The organism is Streptomyces sp. BBFR51 (genome assembly GCF_044591655.1).
Lineage (GTDB): Bacteria > Actinomycetota > Actinomycetes > Streptomycetales > Streptomycetaceae > Streptomyces.
The window spans coordinates 796,898-821,471 of the sequence record NZ_CP172448.1 but is presented as its reverse complement, the minus strand read 5'-3'; the positions used below and the strand labels follow the sequence as shown (position 1 = coordinate 821,471).

Sequence of the window (24,574 nt, the reverse complement as noted above, 5' to 3'; positions counted from 1 at the left end):
CGGGGTTAGCCTGCCCCTATGGCGGCGACGCGGACGGACGGTGATCCGGGGCTGTTCGGCCCGGGTTCCGTGACCTGGCAGGCTCATGGCGACCCGATGATGTGGGTGGCCGGCGTCCGCGCCCTCTACCTCCAGGCCCTGCACCCCCGCGCCGTGCGCGGCGTGATGCAGAACAGCGACTTCCGGCGCGACGCCTGGGGGAGGCTGATGCGCACCGCGAGCTTCGTCGGCACCACGACGTACGGCACCACCGACGCCGCCGAGCGGGCCGGCGCCCGGGTACGGAAGATCCACCGCATGCTCGGCGCGACCGACCCCGACACGGGGGAACGCTACGGCGTCGACGAACCCGCGCTGCTGCTGTGGGTGCACTGCGCCGAGATCGACTCCTACCTGCACGTCCTGCGCCGCTCCGGCTTCCCGCTCACGAACGCCCACGCCGACCGCTATCTGGCCGAGCACCGGCACAGCGCCCGCCTCGTCGGTCTCGACGCCGGCTCCGTACCCGCGAACCGGGCCGAGCTGGCCGCCTACTTCGCCCGGGTACGGCCCGAGCTGGCCGCGGGGGACGAGGCGCACGAGGTCGACGACTTCCTGCTCCGCCCGCCCACGCACCCCCTCCTGGTCCCGGCGCGCGAGCTGCTGTGGCGGCGGGTCGCCCGTCTTGCGTACGACTCACTACCGCCGTACGCGCACGAGCTCTACGGCAGGCCGGCGCCCGCGCCCGCCACCGTCACCCGGCGCCTGCGCGCCACGGGCACCCTGCTGCGCGCGGTTCCCGCACGTCTGCGCTGGCAGCTGCCGCCCAAACACATCCTGCGCGCCGTGGCACGGCTCGGGCCGGCCGCCCGCCCGGCCCCATACAAACTCGGGGCACAAGCCGCCATACTGGACCGGCCAGGGGAGGGCGGGGCGGACTGAACCACGGGGGCGGGGCGAAGTCATGGGGGACAGCACGCTGATCCAGGGCCGATACCGGCTGCTCGAGAGGATCGGGCGCGGCGGCATGGGCGAGGTGTGGCGGGCGAAGGACGAGTCACTGGGCCGTCGCGTCGCCGTCAAGTGCCTCAAACCGCTGGGCACGCAGCACGACCACTCCTTCACCCGCGTCCTGCGGGAGAGATTCCGGCGCGAGGCCCGGGTGGCCGCCGCGCTCCAGCACCGCGGGGTGACCGTCGTGCACGACTTCGGCGAGTGGGACGGCGTGCTCTTCCTGGTCATGGAGCTGTTGGAGGGGCGCGACCTGAGCCGGCTCCTGGAGGCCAACAAGCACCATCCGCTGCCGGTCCCCGACGTCGTCGACATCGCCGAACAGGTCGCCTCCGCGCTCGCGTACACCCACGAACAGGGCATCGTCCACCGCGACCTGAAGCCCGCCAACATCGTGCGGACCGCCGACGGCACCGTGAAGATCTGCGACTTCGGCATCGCCCGCCTCGGTCACGACGTCGGCTTCACCGCGCGCCTGACCGGCACCGGCATCGCCATGGGCACCCCGCACTACATGTCGCCGGAGCAGATCGGCGGCGACGAGGTCGACCTGCGCAGCGACCTGTACTCGCTGGGCTGCGTGCTCTACGAGATCGCCACCGGCGTCCCGCCGTTCGACCTCGACGACGCCTGGGCGATCCTCGTCGGCCACCGTGACACCGCACCCGAGCCACCCCGCTCCCACCGCGCCGAACTGCCCGGATACCTCAACCGGATCATCCTGGACCTGCTGGCCAAACGGCCCGAGGAGCGCCCGGACGACGCCCGTGAACTGGGCCGCCGGATCACCGCGGGGCGTACGGCGCCGGCGCATGTGCCGGCCCTGGTCGCGGCCCCGATCCCGATCCCGACCCCGACGCGGCCGCCCCGGCCGGCCGGGGTCCGGGCCGCGCTGCCGTCCTGGACCCACGGCATGACCACGGGTCACAAGGCGACCGGCACCGGCCTGCGCTCCACGCCCCCGGACCCCGCGGCGGGTCTGTCCGGCGAGTGGATCCCGCGTCCCGCCGCCGACCGGACGGCGGCCGACCGGACCGCGGCTGACCGGTCCGCCACCGACCAGACCGCCGCCGACCAGACCGTCGCCCCGCCCGGCCCGGGCGAACGGCCGTCCGACCCGGCGCCCGAAGCGCTCCTCGGGCTGGCCGCACGGCACAACGCGGGCCTGAGCCTGGGCCGGCTCGGCCGCTGGGAGGAGGCCGGCGAGATCCACCGCGCGGTGGCCGCCGAGCGCGGGCGCCTGCTCGGGCCCGACCACCCCGACACCCTCGCCAGCCGCTTCGAGGCCGCGATCACCCTCGGCCGCGCCGGACACCCCGCCGACGCGCTGCGCGCGTACAAGAACGTCGCCCAGGCCAGGATCCGGGTGCTGGGCGCCGATCACCCCGACACCCTCGCCGTCCGCCAGGAGATGGCCTACACCCTGGGCCGGCTGGGCCGGCACGCCGACGCCCACCAGGTTTACACGGCGGTCCTCACCGCCCGCGAGCGCACCATGGGCGCCGACCATCCCGACACGCTGCGCTGCCGGCACAACCTCGCCTTCAACCTCGGCCGGCTCGGCCGCACCGAGGACGCCCACCGGATGGCCCGCGAGGTGGCCGCCGCCCGTGCCCGCGTGCTCGGCCCCGACCACCCAGACACACTCGTCACCCGCTACGAGGTCGCCTACGAACTCGGGCGGCTGGGCCGCTGGCAGGAAGCCCTGGCGACCTACCGGGAGGTCGCCGCGGCCCGCGGCAGAGCGCTCGGCCCGGACCATCCCGACACCCTCGCCGCCCGCTACGAGATCGGCATCGGCCTGGGCCGCCTCGGCCGCTGCGCGGAGGCGCTGACCGTGTACGAGGAGCTGATCGAGGACCGTGCCCGCGCCCAGGGCCCCGAGCACCCCGAGACCCTGCGCGCCCGGCACGGCCTGGGCGTCAACCTCGGCAGGCTGGGCCGCTGGGGCGAGGCCCTCGCCGAGGCCCACGAGGTGTGCGCGGTCCGTGAACGCGTCCTGGGCCCCGACCACCCGGACACCCTGGCCAGCCGCCGCGAGGTCGCCGTCGCCCTGGGCTGGCTGGGCCGCTGGTCCGCCGCCCTCACCGAGTACCGCCGGGTCGCCGCCGCCCGCGAACGCGTGCTGGGCCCCGACCATCCCGACACCCTCGCAGGCCGCGACGACGAGGCCCACTGCCTGGAACAGCTCGGCCGCTCCGCCGAGGCCGCGGCGCTGTACCGCAGGGTCGCGGCCCTGCGCGGGGCGGCGGCACGCTGCCCGTGAGGCCCGCGCCGAAGCCGGGCCCCGGCTGCGAGCGGCCTCCCGCCGGTGGATCGCCGGCCGTCGGTTCCCGAGGACGTCGGCAGGGTGAGTGCCGGGGTCGCGGGGTGGCGGCCGTGTCCCGTCACTGCGTCGACGACGGCCGTCCCGCCGGCGACCGCGCCGAAGTCGGGCGCCGGCTGCGAGTGGCCTCCCGCCGGACGGGCGCCGGGCCGCCCGTGCCCGAGGAGGGCGGCAGGGTGAGTGCCGGGGTCGCGGGGTGGCGGCCGTGTCCCGTCGCTGCGTCGACGACGGCCGTCCCGCCGGCGACCGCGCCGAAGTCGGGCGCCGGCTGCGAGTGGCCTCCCGCCGGACGGGCGCCGGGCCGCCGGTGCCCGAGGAGGGCGGCAGGGTGCGTGCCGGGGTCGCGGGGTGGCGGCCGTGTCCCGTCGCTGCGTCGACGACGGCCGTCCCGCCGGCGGCTCGGTGCGTCGAGCTCGGCAACCGCAGCCCGATCACGCCGACGACGGTGCCCGTCGGTGGGCTGGCCGTCCCCGAACGGGCCGTGTTACCAAGAGCCATGACGACCCCGCCCAGCACCTCGCGCACCTACGACGCCGTCATTGTCGGCGGCGGCCACAACGGCCTGGTCGCCGCCGCCTACCTGGCCCGGGCCGGCCGCTCCGTGCTGGTGCTGGAACGGCTGGACCACACCGGCGGCGCGGCCGTGTCCACGCGGCCGTTCGCCGGGGTCGACGCACGGCTGTCGCGCTACTCGTACCTGGTCAGCCTGCTGCCCAAGAAGATCGTGCGGGACCTCGGCCTGGACTTCCGGGTACGCGGCCGCACCGTCTCCTCGTACACCCCCGTCGAGCGGGACGGGCGGCCCACCGGGCTCCTCGTCGGAGGGGGCGAGCGGCGGACCCGGGAGTCGTTCGCCCGGCTCACCGGCTCGGAGCGGGAGTACGCCGCCTGGCAGCGCTTCTACGCCATGACCGGCCACGTGGCCGAGCGGGTCTTCCCGACCCTCACCGAACCGCTGCCCACCCGGGAGGAACTGCGCCGCAGGGTCGACGACGAGGCGGCCTGGCGGGCCCTGTTCGAGGAACCGGTCGGCGTCGCCATCGAGGAGCACTTCGCCGACGACCTGGTGCGGGGCGTGGCCCTCACCGACGCGCTGATCGGCACCTTCGCCGACGCCCACGACCCCTCCCTGGTCCAGAACCGCTGCTTCCTCTACCACGTGATCGGCGGCGGCACCGGCGCCTGGGACGTACCGGTCGGCGGCATGGGCGCCCTCACCGACGCCCTGGCCGGCGCGGCCCGCGCCGCGGGCGCCGTGCTCGCCACCGGACACGAGGCGCTGCGCGTCGACGCGGACGGGCGGACGGCCGAGGTCACCTACCGTTCGGCCGACGGCGAGGGCGTCGCCGCCGCACGCCACGTCCTGGTGAACGCCTCCCCGCGGGAACTGGCGGCGCTCACGGGTGAGGCGCCCCCGCCGCCCGCGGAGGGAGCCCAGCTCAAGGTGAACATGCTGCTGACCCGGCTCCCGCGGCTGCGCGATGCGGAGGCCGACCCCCGCGAGGCCTTCGCCGGAACCTTCCACATCGCCGAGGGCTACGAGCAACTGGCCGCCGCGCACACCACGGCGGCCGCCGGTGAACTGCCCGCCGCGCCGCCCTCCGAGATCTACTGCCACTCGCTGACCGACCCCACGATCCTCGGCCCCGACCTCGCCGCGAAGGGCATGCACACGCTCACCCTGTTCGGCCTGCACACGCCCGCCCGCCTCTTCGCCCGGAACAACGACGCCGTACGCGAGGAACTGCTGAAGTCGACCCTCGCCCAGCTCGACGCCCACCTGGCCGAGCCCCTCGCCCAGTGTCTGGCGACCGACGCCGACGGGCGGCCCTGCATCGAGGCCAGGTCGCCGCTCGACCTCGAACGCGATCTGCGCCTGCCCGGCGGGAACATCTTCCACCGCGAGCTGTCCTGGCCCCACGCGCAGGAGAACACCGGCCACTGGGGCGTGGAGACCGGCCAGGCGAACGTCCTGCTGTGCGGCGCGGGCGCCGTGCGCGGGGGAGGGGTGAGCGGGGTGCCGGGACACAACGCGGCGATGGCGGTGCTGGAGCGGACGGGCGGCTGACCCGCACGGCTCCGGGCTCTAGTCCGCCGACGCCGTCCACCCCGCCGTCTCGACGCGCGCCGCGTCCGCCGGGCGCGCGTCGTGGAACAGGACGTCGCCGGCCGCCTCCGCACGCAGCCCGTCGACGTACGCCCCGCGGCCCACGTAGAGCTGGTCGGTCGTGTACCGCCAACGCAGGGTGAGCCCGCGCGTCGCCGGTAGGTCGGCCGTGAGCCGGTGCCAGACGCGTCCCGACCAGCCGGTGGCCGAGCCCGCCGGGTGCTCCCGGGGCGCCTCGCCGCGCCGCACGGTGGTGAACGGGACGGGCTGCCATGAGCCGCCGCCGTCGGTCGTGGCCTCCAGGACGAGGGTGTCCGAACCGGGTTCCGTGTCCCACCACAGCGCGCAGCGCAGTCGTGCCCGGCCGGCCGAGGTGTCCAGCGCGGGCAGAGTCAGCGTGGCCGTGGCCGCACTCGCCGTCCCGGAGAACCACGCGGTGCGCCCGTGCGCGGGCCGGACCGGCACGGCCCGCGCCAGCTGGGTGCCGGCCGCCACCCGGGGCGCCGAGCCGGAACGCCAACCGCGCACCGGATGGACGGAGTTGCCGAGGACGACGAGGAACGAGTCGGTCGTCGGGTCGAGCACCAGCGAGGTACCCGTGAAGCCGGTGTGCCCGGCCGTGCGCGGCGTGGCCATCGCGCCCATGTACCAGTGCTGGTACAGCTCGAAGCCCAGGCCGTGCTCGTCGCCCGGGAAGTCGGTGTTGAAGTCGGTGAACATCAGCTCCACCGACTCCGGCCGCAGGATGCGGGAGCGGCCGTAGGAGCCGCCGTTGAGCAGTGTGCGGCCGAGTACGGCGAGGTCCCACGCGGTGGAGAAGACCCCCGCGTGACCGGCGACGCCGCCGAGACTGAACGCGTTCTCGTCGTGCACCTCGCCCCACACCAGACCGCGGTCCAGACCGGACCAGGGCAGCCGGGCGTCCTCGGTGGCCGCGATCCCGGGCCGCCAGGAGGCGGGCGGGTTGTAGCGGGTGCGGTCCAGGCCGAGCGGTCCGGTGATCTCCTCGCGCAGCAGGACGTCCAGGGCGCGGCCCGTGACCTTCTCCAGGACCAGCTGGAGCGAGATCATGTTCAGGTCGGAGTACAGGTACGCCGTGCCGGGAGCGCTGACCGGCGCCTCGTCGTAGACGAGCTGGACCTTCTCCTCGTACGTGGGCGCGCTGTACAGCGGGATCCACGCCCGGAACCCCGAGGTGTGCGTCAGCAGCTGACGGACCGTCACGTCTTGCTTGCCCGCCCGGCCGAAGTCCGGCAGATACGAGGCGACCGGCGTCTCCAGCTCCAGCGCGCCCCGCTCCAGCTGCTGCACGGCGAGGATCGAGGTGAACAGCTTGGAGATCGACGCGAGGTCGAACACCGTGTCCTCGGCCATCGGGATCTGCTGCCCCGCCGGGAACTCGACACCCGTGTCGGTCGCCTCGTCGTAGGCCCGGTAGCGCACCGCCATGCCGATCGGCTCGTGCAGCGCCACCGTGCCGCCCCGGCCGGCGAGCAGCACGGCACCCGCGTACCACGGGTGCTTGGGGGACGGGCCGAGGAACGCCTCGGCGTCGGTGACGAGCTGGCGCAGATGGCCCGAGAGCAGCCCGGCGCGCTCGGCGGAGCCGTGCCGGAGGGTCGGGCGGCGGCCCTTGTCGGCGACCGCCTCGGCCGGCCCGGCCGCGAACGGGGCGATGGCCAGGGCGCCGCCCAGCGCCAGGGCACCGGCGCCCAGTTGACGCCGTGTGAATCCGTTCGTCGCCTGTCCGGCCATCGAAGAGCCTCCCGCCACCGAAGCTGAAAGTATCTTTCCCTGATCGCCGTGCGGAGTGAAACTTTCCTGTCAGCGACGGGTTGTGTCAATGGGGCGTGCGAAGTGCCGTGAGGAGTCGGCGGACCGGGCGCACACGGCTTGACCCGCCCCGGCGACCGGCCGAGGATCATGTCATGACGCCCGGACACGGCAGTACCGGCAGCACCGTTGACGGGATGCTGCGGCGCAGCGCCCGACGCACCCCGGCACGCGTCGCGGTGGAGTACCGCGACCGCTCCTGGACGTACGAGGAACTCGACACCGCGGTCTCCCGCGCGGCGAGCGTCCTGCTGGCCGAGGGACTGTCCCCCGGCGACCGGGTCGGCGCCTACGGCCACAACTGCGACGCCTACCTGATCGCCTTCCTGGCCTGCGCCCGCGCGGGCCTGGTGCACGTGCCGGTCAACCAGAACCTCACCGGCGACGACCTCGCCTACATCGTCGGCCAGTCCGGCAGCGCGCTGGTCCTCGCCGACCCCGACCTCGCCGCCCGGCTCCCCGGCGGGACCCGCACCCTGCCGCTGCGCGACGCCGACGACTCGCTCCTCGCCCGCCTCGCCGCGGCGCCCGCGTACGACGGACCCGCGCCCGCTGCCGAGGACCTGGTGCAGCTCCTCTACACCTCGGGCACCACCGCACTGCCCAAGGGCGCGATGATGACCCACCGGGCGCTGGTGCACGAGTACCTGAGCGCCATCACCGCCCTGGACCTCGGCGCCGGCGACCGCCCCGTGCACGCCCTCCCGCTCTACCACTCGGCGCAGACCCACGTCTTCCTGCTGCCCTACCTCGCCGTCGGCGCGACGAACATCGTCCTGGACGCACCGGACGGCGACCGGCTCTTCGACCTGATCGAAGCGGGCCGCGTGGACAGCCTGTTCGCCCCGCCGACCGTGTGGATCGGCCTCGCGAACCGCGCCGACTTCGCCACCCGCGACCTCGGCGGCCTCCGCAAGGCCTACTACGGCGCGTCGATCATGCCGGTGCCGGTCCTGGAGCGGCTGCGCGCACGCCTGCCGGGGCTGGCCTTCTACAACTGCTTCGGCCAGAGCGAGATCGGCCCCCTCGCCACCGTCCTGGGCCCCGACGAGCACGAGGGCCGCATGGACTCCTGCGGGCGGCCCGTCCTGTTCGTCGACGCGCGCGTGGTCGACGAGGACGGCAAGGACGTGCCCGACGGCACACCCGGCGAAGTCGTCTACCGCTCCCCGCAGTTGTGCGAGGGCTACTGGGACAAGCCCGAGGAGACCGCAGCCGCCTTCCGCGACGGCTGGTTCCACTCCGGCGACCTCGCCGTGCGGGACGCGGACGGCTACTACACGATCGTCGACCGCGTGAAGGACGTCATCAACTCCGGCGGCGTACTGGTCGCCTCCCGCCAGGTCGAGGACGCCCTCTACACCCACGACGCCGTCGCCGAGGCGGCGGTGATCGGACTGCCCGACGAGCGGTGGATCGAGGCCGTCACGGCCGTCGTCGTCCCGCGCGGCGAGGTCACGGAGGACGAACTGATCGCCCACGCCCGCGAGAACCTCACCGCGTTCAAAGCACCCAAACGGGTGCTGTTCGTGGACGCCCTGCCGCGCAACGCCAGCGGGAAGATCCTCAAGAGGCAACTGCGCGACCGCTTCGCCGGCTCCTGACCAGACAACCGCGTTGCGGGGCACGACAGCGGCCGGTGAGGATCAACGCCCTGCAGCCCTTCACCACGTACGACGGAACCCGCCTCGCCCTCCACGTGCGGGGCGACGGCGACCCGCTGGTCGTCCTGCCGGGCGGGCCCATGCGCGCCTCCGCCTACCTCGGTGATCTCGGCGGCCTCGCGGACCACCGCAGGCTGATCCTCCTCGACCTGCGCGGCACCGGCGCATCCGCCGTCCCCGCGGACCCGGCGACCTACCGCTGCGACCGGCTCGTGGACGACGTGGAGGCCCTGCGCGAGCACCTCGGCCTCGAGCGGATGGACCTGCTCGCGCACTCCGCCGGGGGAAGCCTCGCCATGCTGTACGCCGCGCGCCACCCGGCACGCGTGGCCCGGCTCGTCCTGGTCACCGCCACACCCTGGGCACTGGACATGCCGGCGACGGCCGAGGACCGGCTCCGGGCGGCGCTCCTGCGCGAGGACGAGCCCTGGTTCGAAGAGGCCATCGGGCCCTTCCGGGCATGGCTGAACGGGACCGGCGCCTTCGACCCCGTGTTCGCCCCGTTCTTCTTCGGCCGCTGGGACGACGCGGCCCGTGAGCACGACGCCCGTGCCGACAGCGAGAGCAACGACGACGCCGGTGACGTCTACCTGTCCCGGGGCGCCTTCGATCCGCCGCCACCCGCGCCGCCCTCGCGCGTTGCCCCGCCCGGGTCCTCGTCCTCGCCGGTGAGCTCGACGGCGGCCCCCGCCCGGAACTCGCCCGCCGCTGCGCCGCCGTCTTCCCGCACGCCGAGGTCGCCGTTCAGCCGGGTGCCGGGCACTATCCGTGGGTGGACGGGCCGCGGTGGTTCTCCGAGCGGGTCGCCTCGTTCCTCGGACAGAACCGATCTCCTTCGAATCTCTTCCGAAGGCACCCCTCACGTGGCCTGTCGGCGGTCGGACCCGATCGCTAGGCTGGCCGCGGACGACGAAATCGGGAGGAGCACGGACGTGGCCGAGAGCACCACCCAACAGCGCCCGCTCATGGGCTGGGACAAGCCGGAGCTGGACCTCAGCAACGCGCAGTGGCAGTCCAGCAGCCGAGGCCTGGGAGATGTCCAGATCGCCTTTGTCGAGGGATTCATCGCCATGCGGAACAGCGGCAGCCCACAAAGCCACTCCCTGATCTTCACCCCGGCGGAATGGGGCGCGTTCGTGTCGGGAGCGCGGGAAGGGGAGTTCGACCTCACGTAGGACACCGGGTGGGGTGAGCCGACCGGCCGAACCGGGGTGTTTCGTCCGCAGCCGGGGGGAAGTCCGTACTCCGGAGGTGAGGACCCATGAGCACCCTGCCGGTCATCGCGGCGGTCGACGGTTCGGACGACGGCCTGCGCGCCCTGGACTGGGCGCTCGACACCGCACACCGGCGCGAGGCACCCCTGCGAGTGGTGCACGTGCGCCAGTACGCCGCCTGGGCGCAGACCGACGTCCTGGTCGCGGGCCCGCCCGACACCGGCGAGGACCCGGTCCTCGACCAGGCCCGCGCACACCTCCAGGGGCGGGCCTTCGCGGTGGAGACGGAATACGTCGGCATGGAGGGCGTACCGGGCGCCCTGCTGCCGGAACTGGGCGCCGACGCCCAACTGCTGGTGCTCGGCTCCCGGGGCCGAGGCGGCTTCGCCGGTCTGCTGCTCGGGTCCAACGGCATGGCCGCCGCCCGCGACGCCGAGTGCCCCGTCGTCGTGGTGCCCCGCCCCGGGCGCGAGGTCCACGGCCAGGCACCGGCCGAACCCGGCCCCCGGGTGGTGGTCGGCCTGCACGTGGACAGCCCCGACGAGGCCACGCTGACCTTCGCCTTCACCGAGGCCGAGCTGCGCGGCGCCCGCCTCCAGGTGGTCGCCGCCTACCCGTGGCCGGTGCAGACCTGGGCCGCCGCGGGCCAGATCGTGCCCCCGGTGATCGACGAGGTCTCCCTGGAGAGCGAGACCCGGGTCCTCGCCGACGGCTTCCTCGCCCCCTACCGCGAGCGCCACCCCGACGTCCGGGCCGAGCCGTACGTCGCACCCGGTGACGCCGCCGGACACCTGGTCGCGGCCTCCCGGGACGCCGAACTGGTCGTCGTCGGCCGCCACCGCCGGCGCCTGCTGGCCCCCGCCCGCATGATGGGCTCGGTCACCCACGCCGTCCTGCTGCACGCGGCGTCCCCGGTCGCCGTGGTGCCACCGGCCCCGCCGGAGGAGTGACCCCTGTCCCCAGGCCGGCGTGCCTATCATCGGCCCCATGCAGGACTCGCCCAGCAGGGACACCCGGATCGCCCTCGACCTCGCGCTGACCGTCCGGCACGACGGGCACGGCCAGGTCGCCGACGACCTGACCCACCCCGCCGGGCTCACCGCCTGGGTGCGGGCCCACCCCGGCACCGTGCCGGACGCCGAGGCCTTCACCGCCGACGCGTCCGCCCTGGCCGCCGTACGGGACGTGCGGGCCGCCGCCCGTGCCCTCTTCGCGCGCGCCGTGCGCCCCGGTGAGCCGAGTCCCGCCGACGCCGCCCGGCTGCTGCCCGTCCCCGAGGCCCTGCGGCGCCTGAACGAGGCGGCCGCCCGCACCCCCACGGTCCCCGTACTGGCCTGGGCCGAGGCCGCCGAACCCGTCGTACGCGCCGCACCCGCGCACGGCGGGCGCACCGACCTCACCGCAGCCCTCGCGCACGCCGTGATCGCCTTCCTCGCGGGGCCCGACCGGCAGCGGTTGCGGGCCTGCCACGCACCGCGCTGCGTGCGCTACTTCCTCAAGGAGCACCCGCGTCAGGAGTGGTGCAAACCGTCCTGCGGCAACCGGGCCCGGGTGGCCCGCCACGAGGAGCGGCACAAGCGGACCGCGTAGCCCGGCCGGGCGGCCGCCCGCACGCCGTTCGCGGGGTTCGGCCACGTACCATGGCGGCATGTCGTTCCTCCGCCGCCGCAGCGCCACGCCCGCCGGGCCCGACTTCGACGTCCTGGCCATGGACCCGGGCGACTGGCCCGGGAATCTGGGCGCCGGCCTGTTGCCCGCGCCCGACGGCAGCTGCCAGGGCGTCTTCCTGCGCTACGACCTGTTCGGCGGCCGCGGCCCCGCGATGATCATCGGCAACCTGCCGGACGGCTCCCCGGCCCGCGAGGTCCCCGAGGGAGAGATCCCCTTCGAGGTCGCCCAGCTGCTCCTCGCCCTGGAGAACGACGAGGAGATCACGGTCGTCGGCGCCGAGGACGTCCCCGTGATGCAGGGCGACAACCTGCTCATCGTGCGGCGCCTCAAGCTCTCCGAGGGCAGGATCTCCTGCGTGCAGTTCGACCGCAGCGACGGCGTCCTGGTGACCATCGCCGCCTGGGACCGCCCCATCACCGACGACCTGTACGCCCTGCTGAAGCCGCTCCCGGCGGAGCTTTTCCAGCAGGGCTGAGGCCCCCGCCCCCGGCGGCTAGCGCGCGGTCGCGACCGTCACGTCGGCGGCGCGCACGTACGCCACCCGGTGGCCGTACTGGATCTCGTAGTACTGGTCCTTGCCCCGCACCACCCGGTGGGACGCCTCGTCGAAGGTGACCGCGTAGTAGTACTCGCCGGGCACCTTCTCACCGACCACGTACTTCTGCCCCGCGGGCAGCGTGTACGGCAGCGGCGACACCGCCTGGGCGGGCACGTCCGCCGGGTAGGCGGCCTTCTCCGGGTACGCGCGCCCGTACACCGGGACGCTCGCGAGGCCCTTCTTCGGAGTGATCACGCGTCCCGACGCGGGTACCGCGGCCGGGCTCTTTCCGGGGTTGTGGAACCACGCCTTCTGGCCCAGGTACCAGATGGCCGTCCAGTCGCCCCACCTGTCGGCCACCGCGTACTGCTGTCCCGTGGAGACCCGGGACGACAGGTCGTTCACCCCGGTCGTGGGGGTGGTGCCGAGGCCGATGTCCTTGATCAGCGGCGCGTTCACGTCGTGGTCGGAGTACAGCCGCACCTCGCTGGAGCCGTGCGTGGCACAGGGCTCGCCCGCCGTCTCGCAGCCGGTGTACTCGGGGCGGTTGGCGGCGTAGTCGGGGCGGATCGTCACCAGGGAGGACTTCTTCCCGGCGGTCGGCTGGAAGGGGCGGCCGAGCAGCTGGAAGTAGTGCCGCCAGTCCCAGTACGGGCCCGGGTCGGTGTGCATGCCCGGGATCGTCGCCGTCGTGGTCCCGGGGACGTTGTCGTGGCCGAGGACGTGCTGCCGGTCCAGCGGGATGTCGTACCTCTTGGCCAGGTACTTCACCAGCCGCGCCGACGAACGGTACATCGCCTCCGTGTACCAGGCGTCGGGCTCCGCGAGGAATCCCTCGTGCTCCAGGCCGATCGACTTGGCGTTGACGTACCAGTTGCCCGCGTGCCAGGCGACGTCCTTCGCCTTCACGTGCTGGGCGATGTGGCCGTCGGTGGAGCGCAGGGTGTAGTTCCAGGACACGTAGGTGGGATCCTGGACCAGGTTGAGGACCCCGTTCCAGGTGCCCTCCGTGTCGTGCACGACGATGTAGCGGATGCGCTGGGAGGCGGGCCTGGTCGCCAGGTCGTGGTTGCCGTAGTCGCCGTCGCCGAACTCCTCGTACGGCGCGGGGATCCACTCGCAGGACACCGACTTCGGGCACTCGGTGCCCGCGGCCGAGGAGGCGCGCAGGCCCGCGCCCTCGAGCTGCGAGACGTCGGGAGCCACGCCCGGGCGGGCTGCCAGGGCGACCCGCTGCCCGGCGTCCGTGGTCCGCCGCTCACCCGCGCGGATCACCTCGTACACGTCGTCCGCGTACGCCGCCGCCGTCCCGGAGTCCTCCGCGCCCGAGAAGCGGGCCACCGCCGCATACCAGTCGGCCGGGTCCGAACTGAGCGGCTCGCCCAGTTCCCGCTGCGCGGCGGCGAGCAGCGCGGCGCCGCCGGACACGTTCGCGGCCGGATCGGTGCGCAGCGTCTCGGCGCTCAGCCCGGTCAGCTCGGCGGCCTTCGGCAGCGTGGTCAGCCGCTCCGGCAGCTCGGCGGGCGGTGCGGCGGCCGTGCCCGTGGGGTGCAGCGGGGCGCGGGCGTCGTCCCCGCGCGGGTCCTCGGAGCCCTCGCCGTGGTGCGACGCCCCGGCCAGCGCCGTGCGGGCGTCGGTGAGGTGCAGCGGGCCGTAGCCGCCGGTCACGCTCGGCGCGCCGCCGTGCGCGTCCCAGCGGGACTGGAGGTAGGCGACGCCGAGCAGGACGCTCTGCGGCACGTGGTACTCGGCCGCCGCGGTGGCGAACGCCCGCTGGAGGCGGTCCGGGGCGGGCGGTGCGCCCAAGGACCCGGCGGCGGACGGTGCCGCGCCGAGCAACGGCAGCAGCAGTGCCGCGGTGGCCAGGGCGGGCACGACGGGGGATCCTCGCAAAGCGGCCTCCTGAGACGGTCGGGCGTGGCGGGGCGTGCGGGGCCGGGCGTGGGTCAGTCGTACCCGGCGGTCCGACGATCCGTCAATCATGCCGTCACATCGGCGATTTCCCACGTCAGCAGGGGGTCGGGCGAGTTTCGCGGCGGCGGCGCACGGGCCTGCACGGCGTCAGTGGCGTACACCAATGGCCCCTGCACGGACCTGAGTACACGAAATCCGCGGCACGCCCCCCGAGGGGCACACCGCGGACCGTCGTCTTCTCGTGTCAGCGCGTGCCGACCGCCGCCCGCACGGCCCGCCGGGCCATCTGACAGTCGTCGTGCAGCCGGCGCAGCAGCAGCCGCTGCTCCTCGCCGGTCGGCGCGGCACCCGGCTGGGCCGGCGCCGACGGTGCCGCGACCGTGTCGTGCATGGAGCGCTGCAGCGCCGTTTCGTAGGTACGGATCTCCCTGGTCAGTACGAGCATCAGGTTCACCAGGAACGCGTCGCGCGCCGCGGTGCCCGCCGACTGGGCGATCTGGCTGATCTGGCGGCGGGCCACCGGGGCGTCGCCGAGGACGGCCCACAGTGTCGCCAGGTCGTAGCCCGGGAGATACCAGCCCGCGTGCTCCCAGTCCACGAGCACCGGGCCGGAGGGGGACATGAGGACGTTCGACAGCAGCGCGTCACCGTGACAGAACTGGCCCATGCCCTGGCGCCCGCCCGCGTGGGCGATGCCGTGCAGCAGCTTCTGCAGGTCGCCGAGATCCCGGTCGGTGAGCAGCCCCAGCTCGTGGTACCGGGAGATCCGGGCCGCGTAGTCCAACGGGGCCTCGAAGGTGCCGGCCGGCGGCCGCCAGGCGTTCAGCCGGCAGACCGCGCCGAGCGCCGCCCTGATGTCCGCCCGCGGCGGGGCCTCCACGGGGTGCCGCTGGAGCGCCGCCACCCGTCCCGGCATCCGCTCGATGACCAGAGTGCCGTTGTCCGGATCCGCCGCGATCAGTCTCGGCACCCGCACCGGAGGGCGCTGCCGGACGAACGAGCGGTATGCCCCTATCTCGTGCCGGCTCCGCTCCGCCCAGGCGGGGGAGTGGTCCACTAAGCACTTGGCCACCGCCGTACTGCGCCCGGTCGTACCGACCAGGAGCACGGACCGCCCGCTGCGGCGCAGTACCTGCACGGGGGAGAACTCGGGGCAGATCCGGTGCACGGCGGCGATCGCCGTGCGCAGTTGGGCCCCCTGGGGGCCGGACAGGTCGATTCTCCCGCTGAGCGGCTGTGTGCCGGGCCCCGCGCCGAGCCGCGCCCTGCCGGCCCCGAGCACCGGGGCCGCCGGACGCGCGGGGGCGAGATAGGGGCCGCCACCCGCCGCCGGGCGGGGGTGCAGCGAGCGCTGCGGGGCGGACACGGAGGACGATGCTGCGTACATGGGCGAGACAGATCCCTTCGTGTGCCTGCTGTGCCTGTCTGAAGAGGGGTGCCGGACCGTCCAGTCCGTTCGGGACCGGAGGCGGCACGTCTTCCGAAAGCCGTCGCGCCGCCCGACCGGCCGCCGGGGGTCACCCTGGGGAGTACCCCCGCGGCGACCGGGTCGGGGTGGCGCATGTCTACCTGACACCGGGCCGCCCGTGGCACACCATCTGGCGCACCCTGGCGAACGGTGGCGAATAGTCGCCCGGCAACCCGCACGGGGCTACTGTCAACTCAGCCGAGAACCTGGGGGCTTGACGTGAGCGGAGAACCCAACACCCGTCTGTCGGACCTGTTCGGCCTGGCCGGCTGGTCCAAGGGCGAACTCGCGAGGCTGGTCAACCGGCAGGCGGCGGCCATGGGCCACCCCCAACTGGCGACCGACACCTCACGGGTGCGGCGGTGGATCGACATGGGAGAGATCCCGCGCGATCCGGTGCCGCGGGTGCTGGCTGCCCTGTTCACCGAGCGTCTCGGCCGTGTCGTGACCATCGAGGACCTCGGTCTGGTCCGGCACGGGCGCGCGGGGAAACGGCCACGCGACGGGAGCGAAGAGCATCCCGACGGAGTGCCGTGGGCGCCCGAGCGGACTGCGGCGGTCCTCACCGAATTCACGGGAATGGACCTCATGCTCAACCGACGCGGCTTGGTGGGCGCGGGCGCCGCGCTCGCCGCGGGCTCCGCACTCAGCAGCGCCATGCACGACTGGCTGCACACCGACCCGGCCCTGGCGGCCGATGCCCCCGACCTCCACCAACCCCTGCACGCCGACCCCGCCGGGTTCGACCGCTACGAGGCCGCCCCCGTGGGGTCGGAGGAAGTGGCCGAACTGGAGTGCTCGGTCGAGGTGTTCCGCGCCTGGGACGCCGCCCGCGGCGGCGGGCTCCAGCGCAAGGCCGTGGTGGGCCAGCTCAACGAGGTGGGCGGCATGCTCGCCTACCACCACCCACCCCATCTCCAGCGGCGCCTGTGGGGCGTCGCCGCCAACCTGGCCGTCCTCGCGGGCTGGATGTCGCACGACGTCGGCCTGGAACCCACGGCCCAGAAGTACTTCGTCATCGCCGCCCACGCCGCGCGCGAGGGCGGCGACCGGCCCCGGGCGGGCGAGGCGCTCTCCCGGGCGGCCCGTCAGATGGTGCACCTGGGCCGCCCCGACGAGGCGCTGGACCTGATGAAACTCGCCCAGTCCGGCTCCGGTGAGCAGGTGCTCCCGCGCACCAAGGCCATGCTTTACACCATCGAGGCCTGGGCGCAGGCCTCCATGGGCAAGGGCCAGGCGATGCGCCGCACCCTGGGACGCGCCGAGGACCTCTTCGTCTCCGACAAGGCCGACGCGCCGCCGCCGGACTGGATGCAGACGTTCAAGGAGGAGGACCTGTACGGCATGCAGGCCCTGGCCTACCGGACGCTCGCCGAGTTCGAACCGGGGGCCGCCGCGCACGCCCAGCACTACGCGGACAAGGCCCTGGCACTCAGGATCGACGGGCGGCAGCGGTCCAAGATCTTCGACTATCTGTCGATGGCCTCCGCCTGTTTCATCGCCGACGACCCCGAACAGGCGGACCGCTACGCACGCCTGGCCCTGGTGTCGATGGGGTCCAACTCCTCCCAGCGGACCTGGGACCGGCTGCGCCAGATGTACCGGCTCACCGCCGAGTACGCGGGCTACCCGAAGATCCAGGAACTGCGCGAAGAGATCAAACTGGCGCTGCCCAAGAGCAGGTCGCCCAGGGGGAAGGGAAGGGGCGGCGACGTCGCGCCGGCCTAGGGCGCGACGCGCTCCGCAGGACTAGGGCGTCACCCGCGCCACCAGCACGCAGGCATCCCCCTGCCGCGGAAACCCACCGAGCTGCCGCGTCACGGTCCGTACGCCGTCCTGTGCCGTGCAGCCCGCTCCGGTCAGGCGGGGAGCCAGTGAGAGGAGGTGTTCCACCGCTGCCGGTTCGAGTGCGCCGGTGTGCAGGAGCAGCAGGTCGCCGGCGTCGAGGGTCAGCTCGGCCTGCCCGGACAGCGCACGCCCCGTCTCGCCGCGGAACAGCAGCGGGACGGGGTTTCCGGCGTGGGCCCACGTCAGGGTCCGGGTGAGCGGCCGGTAACCGCAGTACACGGCGTCGCGCACCGGCGGCAGGGCGGTGCCCTCGAGCAACCCCGTGAGCCGGTCCTGGAGTTGAGTGGGCCGGGTGCCCGCCAGGGCCAGGCCGCGCAGGGCGCCGATCAGCACCGCTCGGCCGTGTGCCCCGTCGGGCTCCGGATCGCGGAGGTCGCCGACGCCGAGCAGGGTCTCGTCGTCGGCGAGTGGACACGCGTCGAACCAGCCGAAGTACCCGGACGCGTGGATCGTCGGGGCCGTCGGGGCCGCCGGAAGGTACCCGGCGGCCAGGTCCAGGCCCGGCCGTCCCCGGTGCGGGAACCGGAGGAGGCCGTGCCAGGGCGGTGGCACGGCCTCCTCCGGTTCGGCCATCGGCCGTTGCCCGGGGTCCGCCGGCCGCGGAGGGTTGTGCAGCGAGTCCTGGGTGTCGCTCACCGCCCGCTGACTGCGCCGCAGTTCGCTGACGTCCCGCAGCACCGCCCACATCGAGGCGGTGCTGCCGTCGGCGTCGAGTACCGGCTCACCCATCATGTGCACCGTGCGGACGGTGCCGTCGGGGCGCACGACGCGGAACTCGCCGTCGATGGGACGGGCGTCGACGAGGCAGTCCGTGACCATCGACGTCAGTTTCGGGCGGTCCTCGGTCAGCACCACGGAGGGGAGCTCGTCGAGGCTGAGCGGGACGGACGCGGGGTCGCGGCCCAGGATCCGGAACAGCTCCCCGGACCACTCGGCCTCGTCCGTCAGCAGGTTCCACTCCGCGCTGCCGACCCGGCTGAGCAGCGAACCGTGCCGGGGCGCGGGAGCGGGACCGTCCCGGAGCTGCGCCAAGTGCGCGTCGAGATCGGTGAGTTGATGCAGCGCCAGGTCGTACAGAGCGCGCTGCCAGCGTCCCCGGGGGTCGGTCGAGTCGTCCTGGCTGTCCCGCCGTACCGCGTCCACTTCGCCCCGCAGCCGCCGTGTCTGCGATATGAGGGCCTCGACCGAGCCGTGCCCCGGAGGCCGGGCGGCCGGGTGGTCCGCGGAGAGATGGGACGACATGACGCACTCCGATGTGCTGACGGTACGACCAGGAAGGAACCGAGGCCGGCGGAAGGACCGTTACGACTGTTGCACAGCCCGCGACGCCCCGTAAGGGATTCGGCAACACACGATACGGTGGTGCTTCCGGCATATGCCACAGTCTTCCCGGAGTGACTCCGGTACGTGTTCGGCACCCCCGGTACCCGGGGCAAGTCGTAGGTTTCCTACGGGACTTGAGGGGGCACCGGGTCTGCGGGCGTCGTCGCCCTGGTGTTCGGTGGACCTTTGTTCTATACGGGGTCGTGCGGCGCCGGACGAGGGGCCAGTTCGACGGGTGTCCGCGCGCCCGTCTCCAGCGCCCGCACCCCGGCCTCGGCGACCGCGGAGGCGGCGTACCCGTCCCAGGCGCCCGGACCGGTGACCCGGCCCCCGCGGGTGGCGTCCACCCAGGCCTGCACCTGGCGGTCGTAGGCGTCCGCGAACCGTACGAGGTAGTCCTGCGGCACCTCCTCCCGGGCGCCGCCCGCCGCCGTCACCAGCACGCCGTGCGCCTCGCCGATCCGGGCGCTGCCCGCCTCGCAGACCGCCTCGCAGCGCACCTCGTAGCCGAAGCCGCAGTTGACGAAGATCTCCACGTCCACCAGGGCGCCGCCCTCGGTCTCGAAGACCACGAACTGCGGATCGAGCAGGCCCGTCGGCGCGCCCGTCGACGGCCGCGGCCGCAGCACGCTCACCGCGGACAGCTCCTGCCCGAGCAGCCAGCGGGCCGCGTCGATCTCGTGCGAGACGGAGCTGTTGACCAGCATCGCCGAGGTGAAGTGCGGCGGAGAGGAGACGTTGCGGTGCACGCAGTGCAGCATCAGGGGGCGCCCCAGCCGCCCGCCGTCCAGGAGGGACTTCAGCCGCTGGTACTCGGCGTCGTAGCGCCGCATGAACCCGATCTGCGCGAGCCTCCTGCCGAGGCGCGCCTCGGCCTCCACCACGCGCAGCGCGCCGGCGGAGTCCGGCACCATCGGCTTCTCGCACAGGACCGGGAGCCCCCGCGCGAACGTGGCGAGCAGTGCCTCCTCGTGGGCCTCGCCGGGCGAGGCGATCAGGACGGCCTCGACGCCCGGCGCGTCCAGCGCGGCCTCGACGTCCGTGTGCACGACGACCCCGCCGATCCCGCCCACGGCCTCCTTGGCCCGCTCGGCGTCCGGGTCCGCCACGGCGGCGACCCGGGCGCCGCTCACCACCCGGTCGAGGCGCCGTACATGGTCGGCGCCCATGTGTCCGGCGCCCAGGACCGCCACACCCAGAAGTTCGCTCACGCTCCGCCCACTCCTTCGCCGTCCGCCGCGCACCCGCGAGCAGCGGGTACGTGTCCGGCGAACAGGCTTTCACGCTCGTCAAGAGGGGAGCGCTCCCCGGGCGCGTTCCCCCGGGGCGCGCCCGGGTTCGGCGTCGGCCCTCAGTACCGCAACACCCCCGCGATCCCGTCCGCTTCCCCGAGCGCGCCGTCCGGCACGAAGCGGACCTCGGCGCCGGTCTCCAGGCACTGCTCCACGATCTCGTCCACGATGTCCTCCCGGGCGTCGAGGTCGCCGCTGTCCGCCGGGACCAGGTGGTCGCCGTCGTCACGCATCGTCACCTTGAAGTTCTCCTCGACGGCCAGCAGCCGGACGCGGCCGGTGCGGGCGCTCTCCCACAGCTCGTCGACCCCGGCGGCGAAGTCCTTGCGTCCGCGGGCCGCGTCCAGCTCCCTGGCCAGCGCCTCGACGGACCCGCGCGCCTCGTCGTCGAGCACCGGCCGCACCGCCTGCCACACCGCCTCTGCGGTGCCGTGCGCGAGCCCCCCGTGCGGGACGAGCCTCGCGTCCGCGGCCAGTGCGCCCGCCTCGTCGAACAGGGACAGCGCGGGCTCGGGGCCGGTGATGTACAGCGGCCGCGGGTGCGCGCGCAGGACCTTGCCCATCGCGGCGTCGGCGTCGCGCAGGAACTTGCGGGTCCCCTCGTCCCGGAAGGTGCTCGGCGCGTCGCCGATCCGTTCCTGGCGTTCGGGGTCGAAGTCCTCCGCGGGCCGGTCGAGCGGGAAGCCCCCGAGGTGTTCCTCGACGACCCGGCCGGCCCCGCCGCTCCAGAGCTTGACGCGGTCGGCGGCGACGGACAGGACCCAGAACGGCCGCTCGGCGGCCTGCGCGGCGACGAGGTTGCGGGTCAGGAAGGTGTCCGAGAGGATCACGCGCTCGGGCACGGAACGGGCGAGGGTCCAGACCTGGTGCTCACCGGGAGCGGCGAAGATCGCCAGGCCGTCCTCGGCGTACGTCAGGTCGACCTCGGCGAGGGCCCGGTCGAGCTCGCGGGACACCTCCGTACGGTGCTCGCGGGTGACCGCGGGATCGTCCTCCAGCTGTTTCTTGGCCGCGGCGACCACATTGCGCAGCCGGACGCGGTCCTGGGCGTTGTCCGGTTCGCGGCGGTGCGTGGGCGTCAGCACGGACACGGCCGGATACGGACGGGGGCGCCGCAGTTCGGCGAGGGTGGCGGGACTCAGATCGTGCTCCATGTCAGCACGATAGAACCGTTGGCCATGTCGGGCATATCGGGCATCCGGAATGGACGGACGCTCACTCGGACTCGTCCCCGGCGGACTCGGAGCCGCACGAGCTGCCGTCGGGCGGCAGGGAGCCGTACAGCAGGAAGTCGTCGACCTTGCGGTGCACGCACTCGGAGGACGCGTAGCCGGTGTGTCCCTCGCCCCGGTTGTCCAGGACCACGGCGGAGGAACCGAGCCGGTCGGCCGTCTCCGTCGTCCAGCGGTACGGCGTGGCCGGGTCGCCCCGGGTGCCGACGAGCAGCATCTTCGCGGTGTCGAGGTTTTTCACGTCGTCCCGGATGTAGTCGGTGCCCTTGGGGCGGCCGTAGCACATGAGCACCTGGGTGAGCCGGTACCGGCCGAAGACCGGCGACGCCTCCTCGTACCGTGCGCGCAGCCGGTCCAGGGACCCGGTGACCTGCGCGGCGGTGGGGCGGTCGGGGTCGTCCGCGCAGTTGATCGCCATCAGGGCGGCCGGAAGGTTGTCCATGGGGACGTCCTCCTCGTCGGTCAGTCCGGCGCCCTTGTCCTCGCGGCCAGGTGCACGCAGCCGCTCACGGACCGGCTCACGGACCGGCCCACCGACCGGCTCGCGCACGGGGAAGGTGACGCCACCGGACGAGAAGCCCTCGAGGCCGCGGGTGTCACCGTCATCGAGCAGCTGCGCGAGCGCCCGCTCCAGCGAGGGCCACAGCTCCTGGCTGTACAGCGCCTGACCGATGGCGCCGACCATGTCCTGCCCGGAGAACGGCTCGCCGAAGGCCGACGGCACCGGGTCGGAGTCGAGGGAGGCGATGAGCCGCTCGACCTGGTCGCGGGCGCTCCGGGCGTCCTGGCCGAACGGGCAGGCGATGTCCTCGACGCACCAGTCGAGGAAGTTCTCCAGCGCGGTCTGCTGCCCCCGCGCCCCGGCCAGTCCCTGCTCGGTCAGCGGTTCGGTCAGCGTGTCCACGCCGTCCAGCACCATCCGCCCGACCTTGTCCGGGAACTGGGCGGCGTACACCGCGCCCAGCCGGGTTCCGTAGGAGAAGCCCAGGTAGTTGAGCCGGCCGTCGCCGAGGGCCCGGCGCATCACGTCCATGTCGCGCGCGGCGTCGACCGTGCCTATGTGGGGCAGCACCGGTCCGGAGTACTTCGCGCACTCGGCCGCCGCGTCCCGCAGCCGCTTCAGCACGTCGTCGGGGTCGGTCGTCCCCTCGTCCCCGTCGGTCGCCTCCATGATCTTCAGAGTGGCCGGGCCGCAGGAGACGGGGGAGGAGCGGCCGACGCCCCGGGGATCGAAGGTCACCACGTCGTAGCCGTTGGTGAGGTGCATGAACTCCTTACCCCCGGCGGCGAGTTCGTCCACACCGGAACCGCCGGGACCGCCGAAGTTCAGCAGTACCGAGCCCCGCGAGTCGCCGGTCGCCCGGTAGCGGGCGAGGGCCACGTCGAGGGTCTTTCCCTTGGGCCGCTCGTAGTCGAGGGGGACGGTGACCTTTCCGCACTGCAGGTCCTTCGGCATCTCCATGCCCTCGCACGCCGACCATGTGATCTTCTGGTCGTAAAATCGGGACAGGTCGGGCCCGGTGTCCCGTGCGATCGCCGCGGGCAGCCCCGCACCCAGCAGGGCCAGCCCGAGCGCTCCGGTGACCGCGCAGCGCCGGACCGAGGGCGGAGTCGACAGCTTGGCCTGCATCGATGCCTCCAGGACGCCCCGTCGCGGACCGGTGGTCGGCGCCCTCGCTCACCATAAGCGGGCTCCGCGCCGGGCGCCTCCGGGCGCTGTTGCCCCTCGGGTGGGGGTCGGTGCGGGAGTGCGGGGGCCGCACCGCTTGTTCGATGAACCGCCCACTCGATGGGGTGAAAGGCCGATAAGCCATAACTCGGATGGTGCGCCCGCGTTTTAACCGGTGCGGGCGAGTGCCCGCGACCATGTCTGGAAGGCAGGGAACCTCATGAGAAGGGTTACCCGAAACGGTGTGCTCGCCGCCGCCGCCTCAGGCGCGCTGGCCGTGACCATGCCGGCGTACGCGGCGTTCGCGTCCGACGGTGCCGGCGCCGACGGCTCCTCGGCCGGTTCGCCCGGGCTGATCTCCGGCAACACCGTCCAGCTCCCGCTGGACGTGCCGGTCGACGTGTGCGGCAACACCGTGAACGTGGTCGGGCTCCTCAACCCGGCCGCGGGCAACGGCTGCGCCAACACCGGGCAGGAGGGCGCCTCGACGGGTGCGTCGCACGAGAAGGAGGCTGCGGGGTCCTCGGGCGGTGCGTCGGGCACGTCAGGCGGTGCTGTCGCCGAGGGAAGCGGAAAGGATTCGCCCGGCGTGCTCTCCGGCAACGGGGTGCAGTTGCCGGTGCACCTCCCGGTGAACGTCAGCGGCAACAGCGTCAATGTGGTCGGCATCGGCAATCCGGCCGTCGGCAACGAGTCGACGAACACGTCCGACGACCGCCCGGAGCCGGTGCGGCCCCCCGCGGAGCCGAAGCCGTCCGTCCCCGAGGAGGAGCGCGCCGGGCCGGAACCGTCCCCGCACGCCGCCGCGCCGCGGGAATCGGCGCCCCTCGCCCACACCGGGGCGGACCAGACCCTGCCCGTCCTCGCCGGCGGCGCCGCACTCGTGCTGGGCGGAGTCGTCCTCTACCGGCGCTTCCGACCGGGCGCCCAGGGCTGACCCGCGGGCGGCCGGGGCCCGCGGAGGGGTCAGCACCCCTGATCAGGCGCGTCCCCGGTGGAAACGCCGGTGCAACGCGTGGATCTCCTCGGTGAGTTGCGCCACCGGACCCTCCACGGTCACGCCGGGCGCCACCTCGTGCACCGCCAGCGTCCGCACCGGCGGTGCCGGGACGCCCAACTCCGTCAGCCAGCCGCCCAGTTGTTCCGAGGACGCGACGTACACGATGCGGCCCAGGCCCACCCACGCATGGGCGGCCGCGCACATCGGGCAGTGCTCCCCGGACGTGTACACCGTGGCCGCGGCCCGCTCCTCGGGGCTCAGGTGGGCGGCGGACCAGCGGGCGAGCTCGAACTCGGGGTGACGGGTGCGGTCGCCGGAGGCCACCCGGTTGTGGTCCTCGGCCAGCACCGCGCCGTCCCCGCCCACCAGCACCGACCCGAACGGCTCGTCGCCCGCCTCCAGCGCCTCCGCCGCCAGCTCCACACAACGGCGCAGGTGTGACAGTTCGGCGTCCTTCACGACCATGGCGTAGGGCCCTCCTCGCG

The 24,574-nt window shown here is 73.9% G+C and carries 18 protein-coding genes and 1 pseudogene; 11 read left to right on the top strand and 8 right to left on the bottom strand.

The annotated features are described in order from the left end of the window. The first annotated feature begins 18 nt into the window (after positions 1-18). From ACGH7X_RS03790 to ACGH7X_RS03780, 3 genes are all read left to right on the top strand, one after another. On the top strand, positions 19-921 hold the full coding sequence (locus tag ACGH7X_RS03790) for an oxygenase MpaB family protein (protein WP_399881574.1): 903 nt from the start codon (positions 19-21) through the stop codon (positions 919-921). Positions 922-943: 22 nt separating this feature from the next. Then, positions 944-3,256, top strand: coding sequence for a tetratricopeptide repeat protein (locus ACGH7X_RS03785; protein WP_399881572.1), 2,313 nt, complete (start codon positions 944-946; stop codon positions 3,254-3,256). Between the two features lie 556 nt (positions 3,257-3,812). Beyond that, positions 3,813-5,384 carry a phytoene desaturase family protein gene (locus ACGH7X_RS03780; RefSeq protein WP_399881570.1) on the top strand — a complete coding sequence of 524 codons (1,572 nt, stop codon included), beginning with the start codon at positions 3,813-3,815 and terminating at the stop codon, positions 5,382-5,384. Positions 5,385-5,402: 18 nt separating this feature from the next. Here ACGH7X_RS03780 and ACGH7X_RS03775 read toward each other — a convergent pair whose 3' ends face one another. Further along, positions 5,403-7,178 (bottom strand): serine hydrolase, encoded by a 1,776-nt coding sequence (locus tag ACGH7X_RS03775; protein ID WP_399881568.1) that lies wholly within the window; start codon positions 7,176-7,178, stop codon positions 5,403-5,405. A gap of 173 nt (positions 7,179-7,351) precedes the next feature. On the opposite strand from ACGH7X_RS03775, the gene ACGH7X_RS03770 reads away from it, so the two are divergent. The 6 genes and pseudogenes from ACGH7X_RS03770 (at position 7,352) to ACGH7X_RS03745 (ending at position 12,280) form a co-directional block, all read left to right on the top strand. Next, positions 7,352-8,860 (top strand): acyl-CoA synthetase, encoded by a 1,509-nt coding sequence (locus tag ACGH7X_RS03770; RefSeq protein WP_399881566.1) that lies wholly within the window; start codon positions 7,352-7,354, stop codon positions 8,858-8,860. 50 nt (positions 8,861-8,910) lie between these two features. Then, a pseudogene (locus ACGH7X_RS03765) lies at positions 8,911-9,815 on the top strand (alpha/beta fold hydrolase). A 70-nt stretch (positions 9,816-9,885) separates the two neighbouring features. Further along, positions 9,886-10,095, top strand: a complete 210-nt coding sequence (locus ACGH7X_RS03760; RefSeq protein ID WP_399896771.1) for a DUF397 domain-containing protein — start codon at positions 9,886-9,888, stop codon at positions 10,093-10,095. A gap of 86 nt (positions 10,096-10,181) precedes the next feature. Continuing rightward, positions 10,182-11,084: a universal stress protein gene (locus ACGH7X_RS03755; protein WP_399881564.1), complete on the top strand. Its 903-nt coding sequence runs from the start codon at positions 10,182-10,184 to the stop codon at positions 11,082-11,084. A 37-nt stretch (positions 11,085-11,121) separates the two neighbouring features. Next, a complete protein-coding gene (locus tag ACGH7X_RS03750) occupies positions 11,122-11,724 on the top strand; it encodes a CGNR zinc finger domain-containing protein (protein WP_399881562.1) in 603 nt (200 codons plus the stop codon). Between the two features lie 58 nt (positions 11,725-11,782). Continuing rightward, positions 11,783-12,280 carry a hypothetical protein gene (locus ACGH7X_RS03745; protein ID WP_104631361.1) on the top strand — a complete coding sequence of 166 codons (498 nt, stop codon included), beginning with the start codon at positions 11,783-11,785 and terminating at the stop codon, positions 12,278-12,280. A gap of 18 nt (positions 12,281-12,298) precedes the next feature. On the opposite strand, the gene ACGH7X_RS03740 is transcribed toward ACGH7X_RS03745, so the two are convergent. Together ACGH7X_RS03740 and ACGH7X_RS03735 are read right to left on the bottom strand one after the other, a co-directional pair. Then, positions 12,299-14,326 carry an N-acetylmuramoyl-L-alanine amidase gene (locus ACGH7X_RS03740; protein ID WP_399881560.1) on the bottom strand — a complete coding sequence of 676 codons (2,028 nt, stop codon included), beginning with the start codon at positions 14,324-14,326 and terminating at the stop codon, positions 12,299-12,301. Positions 14,327-14,501: 175 nt separating this feature from the next. Continuing rightward, the gene (locus ACGH7X_RS03735) at positions 14,502-15,644 is read right to left on the bottom strand and encodes an aminoglycoside phosphotransferase family protein (protein ID WP_399881558.1); all 1,143 of its coding nucleotides are present in this window, start codon (positions 15,642-15,644) and stop codon (positions 14,502-14,504) included. Between the two features lie 300 nt (positions 15,645-15,944). Here ACGH7X_RS03735 and ACGH7X_RS03730 point away from each other — a divergent pair, with 300 nt between their 5' ends. Continuing rightward, the gene (locus tag ACGH7X_RS03730; protein ID WP_399881556.1) at positions 15,945-17,453 is read left to right on the top strand and encodes a hypothetical protein; all 1,509 of its coding nucleotides are present in this window, start codon (positions 15,945-15,947) and stop codon (positions 17,451-17,453) included. A gap of 21 nt (positions 17,454-17,474) precedes the next feature. On the opposite strand, the gene ACGH7X_RS03725 is transcribed toward ACGH7X_RS03730, so the two are convergent. From ACGH7X_RS03725 to ACGH7X_RS03710, 4 genes are all read right to left on the bottom strand, one after another. Continuing rightward, positions 17,475-18,815, bottom strand: coding sequence for a SpoIIE family protein phosphatase (locus ACGH7X_RS03725; protein WP_399881554.1), 1,341 nt, complete (start codon positions 18,813-18,815; stop codon positions 17,475-17,477). Positions 18,816-19,087: 272 nt separating this feature from the next. Continuing rightward, on the bottom strand, positions 19,088-20,107 hold the full coding sequence (locus tag ACGH7X_RS03720; RefSeq protein WP_399881552.1) for a Gfo/Idh/MocA family protein: 1,020 nt from the start codon (positions 20,105-20,107) through the stop codon (positions 19,088-19,090). 140 nt (positions 20,108-20,247) lie between these two features. Then, a complete protein-coding gene (locus tag ACGH7X_RS03715) occupies positions 20,248-21,342 on the bottom strand; it encodes a chemotaxis protein (RefSeq protein ID WP_399881550.1) in 1,095 nt (364 codons plus the stop codon). 61 nt (positions 21,343-21,403) lie between these two features. Further along, entirely contained in the window at positions 21,404-23,050 is a 1,647-nt protein-coding gene (locus ACGH7X_RS03710; RefSeq protein ID WP_399881549.1) for an alpha/beta hydrolase, read from the bottom strand. Between the two features lie 259 nt (positions 23,051-23,309). Here ACGH7X_RS03710 and ACGH7X_RS03705 point away from each other — a divergent pair, with 259 nt between their 5' ends. Beyond that, entirely contained in the window at positions 23,310-24,026 is a 717-nt protein-coding gene (locus ACGH7X_RS03705) for a chaplin family protein (RefSeq protein ID WP_399881547.1), read from the top strand. 42 nt (positions 24,027-24,068) lie between these two features. Here the strand turns inward: ACGH7X_RS03705 and ACGH7X_RS03700 are convergent, their stop codons facing one another. Next, positions 24,069-24,554 (bottom strand): nucleoside deaminase, encoded by a 486-nt coding sequence (locus ACGH7X_RS03700; protein WP_399881545.1) that lies wholly within the window; start codon positions 24,552-24,554, stop codon positions 24,069-24,071. Between the last annotated feature and the right edge of the window lie 20 nt (positions 24,555-24,574).